This is a genomic window from Amycolatopsis tolypomycina, from assembly GCF_900105945.1.
GTDB classification, from domain to species: Bacteria; Actinomycetota; Actinomycetes; order Mycobacteriales; family Pseudonocardiaceae; genus Amycolatopsis; species Amycolatopsis tolypomycina.
The window spans coordinates 735,554-748,879 of the sequence record NZ_FNSO01000003.1 but is presented as its reverse complement, the minus strand read 5'-3'; the positions used below and the strand labels follow the sequence as shown (position 1 = coordinate 748,879).

13 protein-coding genes are annotated in these 13,326 nt (G+C 71.5%); 8 read left to right on the top strand and 5 right to left on the bottom strand.

Annotated elements, in window-relative coordinates:
• The first annotated feature begins 47 nt into the window (after positions 1 to 47).
• Together BLW76_RS09285 and BLW76_RS09280 are read left to right on the top strand one after the other, a co-directional pair.
• Positions 48 to 1,472, top strand: a complete 1,425-nt coding sequence (locus BLW76_RS09285; RefSeq protein WP_167384524.1) for a nitrosuccinate lyase — start codon at positions 48 to 50, stop codon at positions 1,470 to 1,472.
• A 503-nt stretch (positions 1,473 to 1,975) separates the two neighbouring features.
• Positions 1,976 to 2,986, top strand: coding sequence for an SCO0930 family lipoprotein (locus BLW76_RS09280; protein WP_091305447.1), 1,011 nt, complete (start codon positions 1,976 to 1,978; stop codon positions 2,984 to 2,986).
• 15 nt (positions 2,987 to 3,001) lie between these two features.
• Here BLW76_RS09280 and BLW76_RS09275 read toward each other — a convergent pair whose 3' ends face one another.
• Positions 3,002 to 3,634, bottom strand: a complete 633-nt coding sequence (locus BLW76_RS09275; RefSeq protein WP_091305446.1) for a DUF4383 domain-containing protein — start codon at positions 3,632 to 3,634, stop codon at positions 3,002 to 3,004.
• A gap of 190 nt (positions 3,635 to 3,824) precedes the next feature.
• Between BLW76_RS09275 and BLW76_RS09270 the strand changes: the two genes are divergently transcribed.
• Positions 3,825 to 4,724 (top strand): serine hydrolase, encoded by a 900-nt coding sequence (locus BLW76_RS09270; protein WP_091305444.1) that lies wholly within the window; start codon positions 3,825 to 3,827, stop codon positions 4,722 to 4,724.
• Between the two features lie 5 nt (positions 4,725 to 4,729).
• Here BLW76_RS09270 and BLW76_RS09265 read toward each other — a convergent pair whose 3' ends face one another.
• Positions 4,730 to 5,938 (bottom strand): alpha/beta hydrolase, encoded by a 1,209-nt coding sequence (locus BLW76_RS09265; protein ID WP_091305443.1) that lies wholly within the window; start codon positions 5,936 to 5,938, stop codon positions 4,730 to 4,732.
• Between the two features lie 147 nt (positions 5,939 to 6,085).
• On the bottom strand, positions 6,086 to 7,048 hold the full coding sequence (locus tag BLW76_RS09260; RefSeq protein WP_091305442.1) for an alpha/beta hydrolase: 963 nt from the start codon (positions 7,046 to 7,048) through the stop codon (positions 6,086 to 6,088).
• Positions 7,049 to 7,199: 151 nt separating this feature from the next.
• Between BLW76_RS09260 and BLW76_RS09255 the strand changes: the two genes are divergently transcribed.
• Together BLW76_RS09255 and BLW76_RS09250 are read left to right on the top strand one after the other, a co-directional pair.
• Positions 7,200 to 7,649 (top strand): MarR family winged helix-turn-helix transcriptional regulator, encoded by a 450-nt coding sequence (locus BLW76_RS09255; RefSeq protein WP_091305440.1) that lies wholly within the window; start codon positions 7,200 to 7,202, stop codon positions 7,647 to 7,649.
• A complete protein-coding gene (locus tag BLW76_RS09250) occupies positions 7,646 to 8,488 on the top strand; it encodes an SAM-dependent methyltransferase (protein WP_091305438.1) in 843 nt (280 codons plus the stop codon). Before BLW76_RS09255 ends, BLW76_RS09250 begins: the two co-directional genes overlap by 4 nt.
• Here BLW76_RS09250 and BLW76_RS09245 read toward each other — a convergent pair.
• The gene (locus BLW76_RS09245; RefSeq protein ID WP_091305437.1) at positions 8,485 to 9,414 is read right to left on the bottom strand and encodes a patatin-like phospholipase family protein; all 930 of its coding nucleotides are present in this window, start codon (positions 9,412 to 9,414) and stop codon (positions 8,485 to 8,487) included. The genes BLW76_RS09250 and BLW76_RS09245 overlap by 4 nt on opposite strands.
• 125 nt (positions 9,415 to 9,539) lie before the next feature.
• Between BLW76_RS09245 and BLW76_RS09240 the strand changes: the two genes are divergently transcribed.
• The 3 genes from BLW76_RS09240 to BLW76_RS09230 are packed head-to-tail and all read left to right on the top strand — an operon-like array spanning position 9,540 to position 13,098.
• Positions 9,540 to 10,085 carry a PadR family transcriptional regulator gene (locus BLW76_RS09240; protein ID WP_091305436.1) on the top strand — a complete coding sequence of 182 codons (546 nt, stop codon included), beginning with the start codon at positions 9,540 to 9,542 and terminating at the stop codon, positions 10,083 to 10,085.
• Entirely contained in the window at positions 10,082 to 12,094 is a 2,013-nt protein-coding gene (locus BLW76_RS09235) for an NADPH-dependent 2,4-dienoyl-CoA reductase (RefSeq protein WP_091305434.1), read from the top strand. The genes BLW76_RS09240 and BLW76_RS09235 overlap by 4 nt, the downstream gene beginning before the upstream one ends.
• A gap of 50 nt (positions 12,095 to 12,144) precedes the next feature.
• Positions 12,145 to 13,098, top strand: a complete 954-nt coding sequence (locus BLW76_RS09230; protein WP_091305432.1) for a prephenate dehydrogenase — start codon at positions 12,145 to 12,147, stop codon at positions 13,096 to 13,098.
• Here BLW76_RS09230 and BLW76_RS09225 read toward each other — a convergent pair whose 3' ends face one another.
• Positions 13,099 to 13,305, bottom strand: coding sequence for an antitoxin (locus tag BLW76_RS09225; protein WP_091305430.1), 207 nt, complete (start codon positions 13,303 to 13,305; stop codon positions 13,099 to 13,101).
• Positions 13,306 to 13,326: the final 21 nt, after the last annotated feature.

Sequence of the window (13,326 nt, the reverse complement as noted above, 5' to 3'; positions counted from 1 at the left end):
CGGTCGTCCGGCCGTCGGTGAGGGCGGATGCGTGCGATGCTGACGCCATGACCGTCGACCCCGACTCCGGATTGCTGTCCCCGGTACGGGCCGGTACGCCGGCCGAAGCGTCGACCGGCGACGAAGCCTGGTTGCGCGCGATGCTCGACGCCGAGGCGGCGCTCGCGAGAGCGCAGGCGCGGCTCGGGACGGTGCCACCGGAGGCCGCGGAGGCGATCACGCAGGCCGCCGGAAGCGCGCGGATCGACGTCGTCGAGCTGGCACGAGGGGCGCGGGCGACCGCGAACCCCGTCGTCGGCCTGGTGAAGGCGCTGACGTCGGCCGTCGGCGAGCTCGCGCCCGGTGCGGCCGAGTACGTCCACCGCGGCTCGACCAGCCAGGACATCTTCGACACCGCGATGATGCTGGTCGCCGACCGGACGCTGCGGCCGCTCGCCGCCGACCTCGACGCGACGGCCGAGGCGCTGTCCGGGCTGGCCCGCGCGCACCGGCACACGACCATGGCCGGCCGGACGCTGACGGCGCACGCGGTGCCGACGACGTTCGGGCTCAAGGCCGCGGGCTGGCGGCAGCTGGTGCTGGACGCGGCCGTCCGCATCCGCGGCGTGCTCGACGGCGGGCTGCCGGTCTCGCTGGGCGGCGCGGCCGGAACGCTGGCGGCGTACCTCGAGTACGCGCGCCTGGCCGGCGAGGCGGGCGGGGGCGGGGGCGGGGGCGACTATGCCGAACGGCTGACCGCCGCGTTCGCCGAGGAGACCGGGCTGGCCGTGCCGGTGCTGCCGTGGCACACGCTGCGGACGCCGGTCGCCGACCTCGCCGGGGCGCTGGCGTTCACCGCCGGGGCGCTGGGGAAGCTGGCCGTCGACGTCGCGACGCTCAGCCGGACCGAGCTGGGCGAGGTCGCCGAGCCGTCCGCCGATGGGCGGGGCGGTTCGTCGGCGATGCCGCACAAGCGGAACCCGGTGCTGGCGACGCTGATCCGCTCGGCCGCGCTGCAGGTGCCGGTGCTGGCCGCGGGGGTCACGCAGTCGATGCTCGCCGAGGACGAACGGTCGGCGGGGGTCTGGCACGCCGAGTGGCAGCTGGTCCGCGAGTGCCTCCGGCTGACCGGCGGCGCCGCGCACACGGCCGCCGAGCTGGCGCGCGGGCTCACCGCGGAGCCCGGCCGGATGCGGGCGAACGTGGCGTCGACGCACGGGTTGATCGTGTCGGAGCGGCTCTCCGCCGTGCTCGCGCCGCTGCTCGGCAAAGCCGAGGCGAAGGAGCTGCTGGGCGAGGCATCCCGGCGGGCGGTGCGCGAGGACCGGCCGCTCCGGGACGTCCTGGACGAGCTGCCGGCCATCACCGACGTGCTGACGCCGACGGCCCTGGACGACCTGCTCGACCCGGCGGGCTACACCGGCGCGGCGGCCGACCTGGTCGACCACGCCCTCGGCAGTGGCGGCGGCCCGGAGCCGGACGGCTCGGCGTAGCGGGACGCCACTGTCGGGACGGGCGCGGCTGGAGCCGGCAACACGGCGACCGGCAGCACACTCGGTCGACGCGCGCGCTCGGCCAAGCCGGTCGACGCCGGCCCGCGCGACCGTGCGCGGCGGAACCGACATAACGCGGCCCGGCGACGCAGGATGGCCGGGCGCGGCTGGAGCCGCAGCACCGCGGCCTGAACGGCCTCCGCTCTGCCGAGCATCGGCGCCGGACCACGCACGGCTGGGCCGGTCGGCGCCGCACGCGCGGCCGAGCTGGCGCCACACGCACGACCGGGCCGGTCAGCGCCGGCCAGCGCCCGCCCGTGTCAGCACCGGTCAGCACCCGCCCGTGTCCGGGCCGCCCCGGCGCCGAGGCCGTCAGCGCCGGCCGGCCCCTCCCCAACCCCGGCGAAAATACTTTGAACCGCCTCCGCCGGGGGTCCGTGTAGTGGGTATCAGGCAGCCGCACCGAGCGGCGGGAAACCCCAACGGACACAAGGAGAACTTCCATGCTTCGCACGCGCATCGCCGTCTCCGTCGCCGCGGCGGCAGCCGGGCTGGCAGTGCTCACCGCTTGCTCGGGTGTCGAGACTGCTCAGCCCGTTGTCGCTCCTGCGGCGGCTGGTGGGACCGGGGGCGGCCAGGCCGCCAATGGCGCCAACAACGGCCAGGTCGGCAACGCCGCTCCGGCTTCGAACGAAACCAAACTGGTCGTCGCCGATGTGGCTGATGTCGGGCAGGTGCTCACCGACCAGAACGGGATGACCCTCTACCGGTTCGACAAGGACACCGCGAAGCCGCCGAAGTCGAACTGCGACGGTGACTGCGCCAAGGCCTGGCCGCCCATGTTGGCCACCGGGGATGTGCAAGTCCAGGGTGTCGACAAGAACGAGGTCGGCAAGGTGACCCGGTCCGACGGGACCGAGCAGATCACCGTCGGTGGGTGGGCGCTCTACCGCTACGCCAAGGACACCAAGCCCGGCGATGCGACCGGCCAGGGCGTCGGTGGCGCCTGGTACGCGGCGAACGCCAAGGGCGGGAAGGCCGGGCAGGCCGCCGCGGCCGGGTCCGAAGCCGGTGGCGTGAAGCTGAGCGCCAGCAAGATCGACGGCCTCGGGGACGCCATCGTCGACCAGAACGGGATGACGCTCTACCTGTTCCAGAAGGACACCAAGAAGAAGGCCTCCGCCTGCAACGGTGACTGCGCCAAGACCTGGCCGCCGGTGCTCTCGAACGGCAAGGTCGAACTGCAGGGCATCGACTCGAAGCTGCTCGGCAGCATCAAGCGGCAGGACGGCACCGAGCAGGTGACCGTCGGCGGGTGGCCCGTCTACACCTTCTCGAAGGACACCAAGCCGGGCGATGCGAACGGTCAGGGCGTCAACGGCACCTGGTTCGTCATCGAGCCCGCCGGCTGCAAGCTCGGCAGCAACCCGGCCACCGCGTCCGGCCAGCAGCAGCAGGCGCCGGCCGGCGCGGGGACCAAAGACTCCTCGGGTGCCGGTGGCACCACCTACTGAACCACCCCGAACCCCCTAGTGGGCGAGGCCCGGCGGACGCTCTTCGCGAGTGACCTCCGGGCCTCGCCCTTTGTGGTCACGACGCAGGAACGACCGGCGGCGCGGTTCATCCGCAACCCGGTCGTCGGTGCGGTCGACGGCCGGGCGGTCGGTGCGCTGCTCGACCACCGTCGGCTCGTCGGCCGTCTCGTCCTCGGGCAGCAGGATGGTGCGGCGGGCCGGCAGGACCGCGATCAGCAGGCCGAGCGCGGCGACGCCGAGGTGCAGCCACGTGTCGGCGGGCTCGAGATCCATCGGGTTGCCGGCCGTGGCGAAGGGGTTGGTCGAAATGAGGCCGTCGATCATCAGGCCCCACACGAACAGCAGGCCGTAGCCGATGAACAGCAGCCAGCCGAACGTCCGTGCGCGGCCCGAGCCGAACGCCAGCAGCAGGCCGACCACGCCGGTCACGACGCGGACCAGGCTCATCAGCGGGTTGGCGGAAAACCGCCAGAACCCGGCGTCGTGGTGGCCGGCGAAGTTGCCGAAGCCCGTCCTTGAAAAACCGATGATGCCGACGACGAGGAACGCGATCCCGGCCAGTCCGGCCAGCACCTGCGCCGGCTGCAGGCCGCGGACGCGGATGCGGGCGCCTTTCGCGTGAACCATGACTCCAGTCCTTCCCAGCGGGTGGTGACGACCGTCACCGCGCTGGGGTACCCCGCGAACACGGTGAGCGAAACGAAGGCGCTTGCCCGCAGGGCCCCGGTGCGTTCCCGGATCGGGGCCTGTTCGAGACCTATCCCACAAACCGACCCGTTCGGGCGAACAGCGCGCGGCCTTCCCGGCAATCCAGGTCATGCGCAAGCTGAGCGGCATCTTCCTGGTGGGGCTGTGCCTGGGGGCGATCGGCGCCGTGGTGGTGACGGCGAGTCACAGCGACGCCGCCGCCACCCAGCCGATCGCAGTCACGGAGATCGCGACGACGCCGCCCGCGACGTCGGCTCCGGCAGCCAAGACCGAGCCGACGGCGACGTCCGCCACGCCGACGCCGACGCCGTCGACGAAGGCCGATCCGGTCGAGGTGGACGCCGGAAAGCTGGACAAGATCATGCGGGACGGCACCGCCAGCGTCGTCGTCTTCGACCGGGACAGCGGCAAGACGACCGTCTCGGTGCGCGCGGACCGCGGCTACACCTCCGCGTCGATCGTCAAGCTGCTGATTGCGCTTTCCGCACTCGAACAGGGCGGTCCCGCGGCGGATGTGCAGCGGATGCTGTCCCGCAGCGACGACGACCTCGCGAGCCGGTTCTGGTCGGCCTACGGCGGGCCGGCGATCGTCACGCGCTGGGCCAGGAACCTGGGCCTCGCCGGCACCCGGCCGCCCGAGGACGCCGGCCGCTGGGGCGACACGCGCATCACCGCGGCGGACGTCGTGAAGATCTACCGGTACCTGCTGGACCGCAAGTCCACGACGATCCTGAACGCCCTGCGCGACGCCACCGAGCGCGGGTCCGACGGCTTCCGGCAGTACTTCGGCATCCCGGACGCCGCCAAGGGACAGGAGTGGCTGGTGAAGCAGGGCTGGTCGTGCTGCCGGCCGACGCGGATGCTGCACACCTCGGGCGTGGTCGGCAACAGGATCGTGGTGGTGCTGTCCGAGCACCCCTCCAAGGTGGACTACGCGACCGGCTCGCGGCGGGTCACGGAAATCGTCTCGACGCTGCTGGGCAGCGGCGAAGCTGCCGGCGGCCGCTGAGCCGGCTACTGGTCGGTGTCCGCCAGGGCACCGGCCGCGCCCGACCGGGGCAGCGGCCACGGCTGCACCCCGCCGGTGGTGTCGACCTTGCGGCCCGCCGGGGCCGGCGGCGTCGTGTGGGCGCCGATCCAGGTGAGGATGTCGGGGATCTGGGACTTGAAGGTGTTCATGTTGTGGCCCGCGTCCGGCACCTGCCAGGACTGGAACCGGACCGGCGACCGGACACCGGCGCGGATCAGCTCGGCTGCCGCGCTCTCGAACTTCTCCTTCTCGCCCCAGATGGCGAGGATGTCCACCGGGGACGGGTGGAGGCGGACCGTGATGCCGACGTTGTTGGCGTCGTCCACGTCGCGGCGGCCCTTGTAGAGGTCTTCGGTCTCGGCGTCCATCTGCGCGCGGTCGTAGCCGCTGACGCTCACCGCCTGGCCGTACCACTGGGGGTGGCGGGTCACCAGGTTCATCGCGCAGTAGCCGCCGGACGACCAGCCGGCGAACGTCCAGGCCTTGCGGTCCGCCGACACGCCCAGCTTCTGCAGCGCCCACTCCCGCAGGTCCGCCGTCAGGTACGTGTCGTTCGCGGTGCCGTTGACCTCGTCGACGCACTCGGTGTCGTGGCCGATCTTCGGGACGCCCGTGGGGTCCGGCATGATCACGACGACCGGGGGCAGCGCGTGCTTGGCGATCGCCGTGTCGAGCTGTTCCGGGAGCTTGTACCCGTCGGTGACGACCTCGGGCCCGGACGGGTAGTTCGGGATCCACTCGATCGCCGGGAACTTCAGGCCCTGGTAGCCCGCTTCGAAGTACTGCGGCGGCAGGTACACGGTCACGTCCCGGGTGAGCTTGGTGCGCCGACCCGTCACCTTCATGTGGACGACGGTTCCCTTGCCCTCCTTGGCCCGCGCCGCGCCGACGTCCCGGACGAGGTCGAGGTTCTCACCGTTCTGGCTCGTCTCGGCGTCGATGGTGTCGGCCGCGTAGACGCCGGTGCCGAGCAACGAGCCGACCGTCGGGAAGAAGCCGCCGATCATGTTGCCGGTCAGGCCCGTGGTGACGACGATGCCGACCACCGCGACGAGGATCGTGGCGGTGCGCCCCACCAGCTTGAACTTCCACCGCTCCCAGAACAGCGGGATGGCGATGACCGCGAGCAGGGTCACCGCGATCACGATGATCATCGTGATCGGCGAATCGAGCCGGATCCGGCTGAGGTGCATGGGAAAGGTCCTTCCGGGCGGGCAGTGAATGCGCACCCGGACCCCCCGGGACTCGCGTATATATCACGTTTGACCCGGCTTGCACGTTGCGGACCTGTGAGTTGCCTCATAGGTCCGCAACGTGCGCCACACTCAGCGTTCTCTCAGCTACTTCGTGAACGTCCTCGCCAGGACCGTGACGGCCTGGGTGATCGCGGCTTCGGCGGCGTGCGTCTCGCGCAGGGCGTTCACCATCACGAAGTCGTGGATGATGCCCTGGTACCGGACGGCGGTGACGGGAACGCCGGCCTGACGCAGTTTCGCCGCGTACGCCTCACCTTCGTCGCGGAGCACGTCGGCTTCGCCGGTGATCACCAGCGCCGGCGGCAGCCCGGCGAGCTCGTCGAGCGACGCGCGCAGCGGCGACGCCGTGATTTCCGCGCGCTGGGCGGGATCCGTCGTGTACTGGTCCCAGAACCACTTCATGCCTTCGCGGCCGAGGAAGTAGCCCTCGGCGAACTTCAGGTACGACTCGGTGTCGAAGTTCGCGTCGGTCACCGGGTAGAACAGCACCTGCTGCTTGAAGGTGACGTCGCCGCGCTGCTTGGCCAGGATGGTCAGCGCCGCGGTCATGTTCCCGCCGACGGAGTCGCCCGCGATCGCGATGCGCGAGGTGTCGAGCCCCTTCTCCGCGCCGTGCTGGGCAACCCACTTCGCCACGGCGTAGTTCTCCTCGATGGCGATCGGGTAGCGCGCCTCGGGCGAACGGCTGTATTCGGGGAAGACGACGGCCGCGCCGACGCCGGCGGCGAGCTCGCGCACCAGCCGCTCGTGGGTGTGGAAGTCGCCGAACACCCAGCCGGCGCCGTGGATGTAGACGATCACCGGCAGCGGGCCGGAAACGCCTGCCGGGCGGACGATCCGCGTCTCGACGTCGCCGTTCGGGCCGCCCGGGACGCGCAGCACCTCGATCTCGGCCGGCGCCATGGCGACGTCGCCGTCCTGGACGCCGTCGACGGCCTTGCGGCCCTCCTCCGGCGGCAGCTGGAACAGGTACGGCGGCTGGTCGGTGGCCTCGGCGAACGCCTGCGCGGCCGGTTCGAGGGCCAGGTTGTGCGGGTTGGCGGTCATCTCGTCCTCCTCGGACTGGAAGCTGATGCCACGAAGGTAGCTCGCAACTCAGTTGTGCACAACTAATTTGAGCTCAATGAGATGCAGGGCACTTGAGTTGCCTCCCGCGGCCAGGCCGAGGACCATGGAAGTCACGAGAGAGGAGGACGCCATGGCATCGCTACGGCTGGACGACCAGCTCTGCTTCGGGCTGTACGCGGCGTCTCGGGCCGTGACGTCGCTGTACCGGGCCGTCCTGGAAGACCTCGATCTGACCTATCCGCAGTACCTGGTCATGCTGGCGCTCTGGGAGCGGGACCACCGCATGGTCAAGGAGCTCGGCGCCGAGCTGAACCTCGATTCCGGGACGCTGTCGCCGCTGCTCAAGCGCCTGCAGACGGCCGGACTGGTGGTCCGGAACCGGCAGGCCGACGACGAGCGCTCGGTCCGGATCAGCCTGACGGAAACCGGCAAGGCGCTGCGCGAGAAGGCGCGCGGCATCCCCGACGTGATCGGCACGGCCATGAGCCTCGACGACGCCGGGGTGGCCCGGATGCGGACCGAGCTCGACCGCCTGACAGAGTCGGTGAACGCCTACCGGGAGGGCATGGCACCGGCATGATCAACCACGACGACGCGCTCAAGGCCGTCGCAAGCAGCCTCGACCGGCCGTCGGCCGCGCGGATCTACGACTACTTCATCGGCGGCAACACCCACTACGCGATCGACCGCGACTTCGCCGAGAAGGTCCGCGCCCGGCTGCCGCTCATGGGCGAGTACTGCCTGACGAGCCGGCAGTTCCTCGGCCGCACCATCCGGCAGTGCGTCCGCGAAGGCATCCGGCAGTTCGTCGACGTCGGCTCCGGCCTGCCGACGGCGGGCAACGTGCACGAGGTCGCCGACGAAGCACGCCCCGAACTCGACACGCGGGTGCTCTACATCGACAACGAGCCCATCGCGCTGGCCCACTCGACGCTGCTGCTCGCCGACACCGCCGACCCCGAGCGCCACCACGCCATCGCCGCGGACTTCCTGCAGCCGGACGACCTCTGGGAACGGGTGAAGGCGTCGGAGATCATCGACGTCCGCCAGCCGATCGCCCTGGTGATCAACGCGGTCATGCACTTCGTCAAGGACGAGCAGAACCCGGACCGGCTGCTCGAGTTCTACCGCTCCCGGCTCGCCCCCGGGTCGCTGCTGGTGCTGTCGCAGATGACCAACGAGAACCCGGTGAACGAGGACGAGCGGCAGGCGCTGCTCGACCTGCTCGAGTACTACGAGACCACGACGAACCCGGGTTTCCTGCGCACGATGGCCGAGTTCGAGCGCTTCTTCGGCGGCTGGCCGATGCTGGAGCCGGGGCTCGTCTACGCCCCCGCGTGGCACCCGGACGAGCACACCGTGTTCGCCGGCTCGCCGTCGGAGTCACGCGTGATCGGTGGCATCGCGCGCAAGCCCTAGGACGCTTCGCGCAAGCTGTCCAGCACGTCGATGACGGCTTCCTTGCCCAGGTCGACAGCCTTGCGCAGGACGTCGGGGTCGCGCTCCAGCACCGCCACGTCCGGCGCGCCGGACGGCGGGCGGACGGTCAGGATCCGCGGGTCGGCCGCCAGGGTTTCTTCGTCCTCGACGTCCCGCCGGTAGGTGTCCTGCCAGGCCGGGATCGCGCCGGGTGCCTGGCGGCGGAGGAACCGCGGGACGACGACGTCGTGCACGCGCGGCGGCGGCAGCGGCAGCTCGTCGGCGCGGCGGGTGCGCAGCACCAGGACGTCGGTCGCGCCCTGGGCGAGCGCGGTGCGGTACGGGATCGGCTCGGCGACGCCCGCGTCGACGAACCGGCGGCCTGCCATCGGGATCGGCGGCCCGGCCAGCACGGGCATGCAGGACGACGCCGCGAGCGCGACCTTGATCGCGTCGACGTCGTCGAGGAAGGGGCGCAGGTCGGTCGACTCGCCGGTGTCGGCGTCGGTGGCCAGCGGGTGGAACGTCACCGGGTTGGCCAGGATCGCCGGGAAGTCCATCGGCTCCAGCACCGAGTAGACCTGGTGGACGAGGTATTCGAGGTCGATCACCGCGCGACCGCGCAGGGTGTGCAGCGGGTTGATGATCCGGCGCATGACGACCGGGTTCCACCAGGTCCGGACGCCGGTCGAGGAGCGGCCGCAGAGCAGCCAGGCGCCGTTCAGCGCGCCGGCCGACGAGCCGTAGACGGCGTCGAACGCAGGCGTGACCCCGAGTTCGTCGAGGGCCAGCACCATGCCGCTGGAGTAGGTGCCACGGCTGCTGCCGCCTTCGATGGCCAGCGCGAGGCGACGGCCGTCGGTGCGTTCGCCCGGGACACTGCCCGCCGCCATCCGTTCGGAGATCAGTTCGAGTACCGGGTGCACTCCTCCATCCTGCTCCCCCCGGGGCGCCGCTTTCACGTGAAAGTGACGCCCCCCGGTGGGCACTTTCACGTGAAAGTGACGGGCCCCTCCTTGCCGTGCAACTGGGTGCATATGAAACTGGGTGCATGGCACTGGAGCACGCGATCCTCGTCTCGCTGTCCGAGCGCGCCGGTTCGGGCTACGAGCTCACGCGCCGGTTCGAGAAGTCGATCGGGCTCTTCTGGAGCGCCTCCCACCAGCAGATCTACCGCGTGCTGAAGCGGATGGAAGAGGCCGGCTGGGTGGCCGTCGACGTCGTCGCGCAGTCGGGGCGGCCGGACAAGAAGGTCTACACCGTCAGCGCCACCGGCCACGCCGAGCTCGTGCGCTGGCTGGCCGAGCCCGATCCGTCCGCCGGGCCGGTCGAGCTGGCCGTCAAGATCCGCGGCGCCACCTTCGGCGATCCGGCGAAGGTGGCCGAGGAGATCGTCCGGCACCGCGCGAAGCACGCCGAACGCCTCGACGTCTACCGCCAGATCGAGAAGCGCGACTTCCCCGCGCCGGGCGCGCTGACCGGCCGGCACCTGCACCAGTACCTGGTCCTGCGCGGCGGCATCCGCGTCGAAGAGGGCCAGGTCGAGTGGTTCGACGAAGTCCTGGCCGCCCTCCCCCACCCGAAGGACGCCCGATGAGCCCGTACCCGCACCTGCTCAGCCCGCTCGACCTCGGCTTCACGACGCTGCGCAACCGCGTCCTGATGGGGTCGATGCACACCGGCCTCGAGGACAAGGCCGCGCACTTCCCCGCGCTGGCCGAGTACTACGCCGAACGTGCCCGCGGCGGCGTCGGGCTGATCGTCACCGGCGGCTTCGCGCCGAACAAGACCGGGTGGCTGCTGCCGCTCGCCTCGAAGCTGACGACGTCCGCCGAGGCGAAAGCACATCGGCAGCTCACCGCGCCGGTGCACGACGCCGGCGGCAAGATCGCGCTGCAGGTCCTGCACGCGGGCCGGTACGCCTACCACCCGCTGAGCGTGTCGGCGTCGAGCGTCAAGGCGCCGATCAACCCGTTCCGGCCGCGCGCGCTGACCGGCTTCGGCGTCCGCAAGCAGATCGACGCCTTCGCGAACTGTGCCGCTCTCGCGCGCGACGCGGGCTACGACGGCGTTGAGATCATGGGCTCCGAGGGCTACCTGATCAACCAGTTCCTGGCCGAGCGCACCAACAAGCGCACCGACGCCTGGGGCGGCTCGCCGGAGAAGCGGCGCCGGTTCGCGGTCGAGATCGTCAAGCGCACCAGGGAAAAGGTCGGCGACGACTTCATCATCGTCTACCGGCTCTCGATGCTCGACCTCGTCCCGGACGGCCAGCGCTGGGAGGACGTCGTCGCGCTCGCCCAGGAGGTCGAAGCCGCCGGGGCCACGATCATCAACACCGGCATCGGCTGGCACGAAGCCCGGGTGCCGACGATCGTGACGTCGGTGCCGCGCGCCGCGTTCACCTGGGTCACCGGGAAGCTCAAGCCGCACGTGGGCATCCCGGTCGTCACGTCGAACCGGATCAACATGCCGCAGGTCGCCGAGGAAGCGCTGAGCAGCGGTGACGCCGACCTCGTGTCGATGGCACGGCCGTTCCTCGCCGACCCCGAGTGGATCCGGAAGGCCGAGACCGGCCGCGAAGACGAGATCAACACCTGCATCGCGTGCAACCAGGCCTGCCTCGACCACGCCTTCAAGCGCAAGCTCGTGTCCTGCATGGTGAACCCGCGCGCCGGCCACGAGACGACGTTGACGCTGGCCCCGGCACGGCGGGCCAAGCACATCGCGGTCGTCGGCGCCGGCCCCGCCGGTCTCTCCGCCGCGACCGCGCTGGCCGAACGCGGGCACAGCGTCGAACTGTTCGAAGCCGACGACGAGATCGGCGGCCAGTTCGGCATCGCGCGGAAGATCCCCGGCAAGGAGGAGTTCGCCGAGACCATCCGCTACTACCGGCGGCGGCTCGAGGTGACCGGCGTGAAGCTGCACCTCGGAAAGCGCGTGTCCGCGGCCGAGCTGACCGGGTTCGACGAGGTCGTGCTGGCCACCGGGGTCGCGCCGCGCGTGCCGTCGCTGCCCGGGATCGGGCACCCGAAGGTACTGTCCTATGTGGACGTCGTGAAGCACGGCAAGCCGGTCGGCGCGCGGGTCGCGGTGATCGGGGCCGGCGGCATCGGCGTCGACGTCAGCGAGTTCCTCACGCACCCCACGTCCCCGGCGCTCGACCGCGACGCGTGGATGGCCGAATGGGGTGTCACCGACCCCGAGCAGGCCGCGGGCGGGCTCGGCACGCCGCAGCCGGAGCCGTCGCCGCGGCAGGTGTACCTGTTGCAGCGCAAGAAGTCCGGGATCGGCGCCGGGCTCGGCAAGACGTCCGGCTGGGTGCACCGGGCCGCGCTCAAGGCCAAGCGCGTCGAGCAGCTGCCCGGCGTCACCTACGAGCGGATCGACGACGAGGGGCTGCACATCACCGTCGACGGCGTGCCCCGGCTGCTGGCGGTCGACACGGTCGTCGTCTGCGCGGGCCAGGAGCCGGTGCGGGACCTCGCCGACGACCTGCGAGCGGCGGGGCTGCCGGTGCACTTGATCGGCGGCGCCGACGTGGCCGCGGAGCTCGACGCCAAGCGCGCGATCGACCAGGGGACGCGGCTCGCGGCCGCGCTGTAGCCCGAGAAGCGTCCGGCACTGGCAGGATGGGGCCCGTGCGAGACGTATGCGTGATCGGGCTCGGGCTGATCGGCGGGTCGCTGCTGCGCGCGGCGGCCGCCAGCGGCCGCACCGCGTGGGGTGCCGCCGTTTCCGAAGTGGACGCCGACGCGGCGAGCAGAGCGGGCTACGACGTCACGACCGACGTCGAAGCGGCCCTGCACCGGGCCGCGGCCGAGGACGCGATGGTCGTGCTCGCCGTGCCGCTCCCGGCCGTCGAAGACCTGCTGCGGCTGGTCAACCAGCACGCTTCGCACTGCCTGCTCACCGACGTGACCAGCGTGAAAGCGCCGGTACTGGACGCGGTCCGCCGTCGCGTGCCCTACACGCGGTACGTCGGCGGGCACCCGATGGCCGGGACGTCGAACTCGGGCTGGCTGGCCGGGGACGCGGCGCTGTTCCAGGGGGCCGCGTGGGTGGTCGCCGTCGAGGAGGACACCGACCTCGAAGCCTGGGCCGAGGTGGCGAAGCTCGTGCTGGACATCGGCGCGCACGTCGTCCCGCTGCCCGCGGAGTCGCACGACGAGGCCGTCGCCCGGATTTCGCACCTGCCGCACCTGCTGGCGGCGATCCTGGCCACCATCGGCGCCGAGGGCGGCCCGCTGGCGATGTCGCTCGCCGCCGGGTCCTACCGCGACGGCACGCGCGTCGCCGGCTCGAACCCGCAGCTCGTGCGCGCGATGACCGAAGGCAACCGGGACGCGCTGCTGCCGATCGTCGACGAGGCGCTCGGCCGGCTCGGCGCCGCCCGCGGCTCGCTCGCCTCGACCGGGGGGCTCGCGGCGACGATCAACGCCGGTTACGAAGGCGCGCAAGCGCTGGCCGCCGGCCTGGACGTCGAACGGGCCGGGGTGCGGATCAGCCTGGCCGCGCCGGACGCGCGGCAAGGCCTGATCGCCCTCGGGGAACGCGGCGGCCGGATCACCGGCCTCACGGACGGGATCGCGACCGGCGAAGTGCAGTAGCTACTGCGCCGGCGGGTTGTCCGGCGTGTCGTCGAACTTGTTGAGGAAGTCCTTCGCCTTCTCGACGCCGGTGTCGATCTGGCCCTCGTGCCCGAACTTCGACTTCGCGAAGTCAGCGGCCTTGTCGAGGCCTTCCTCGATCTTGTCGTTGTGCTCGCGCAGGGCCTCTTCGGCCTTGCCCTTCAACGCTTCGAAGTCGATTCCCATGGGTGCATTGAACCGCACGAA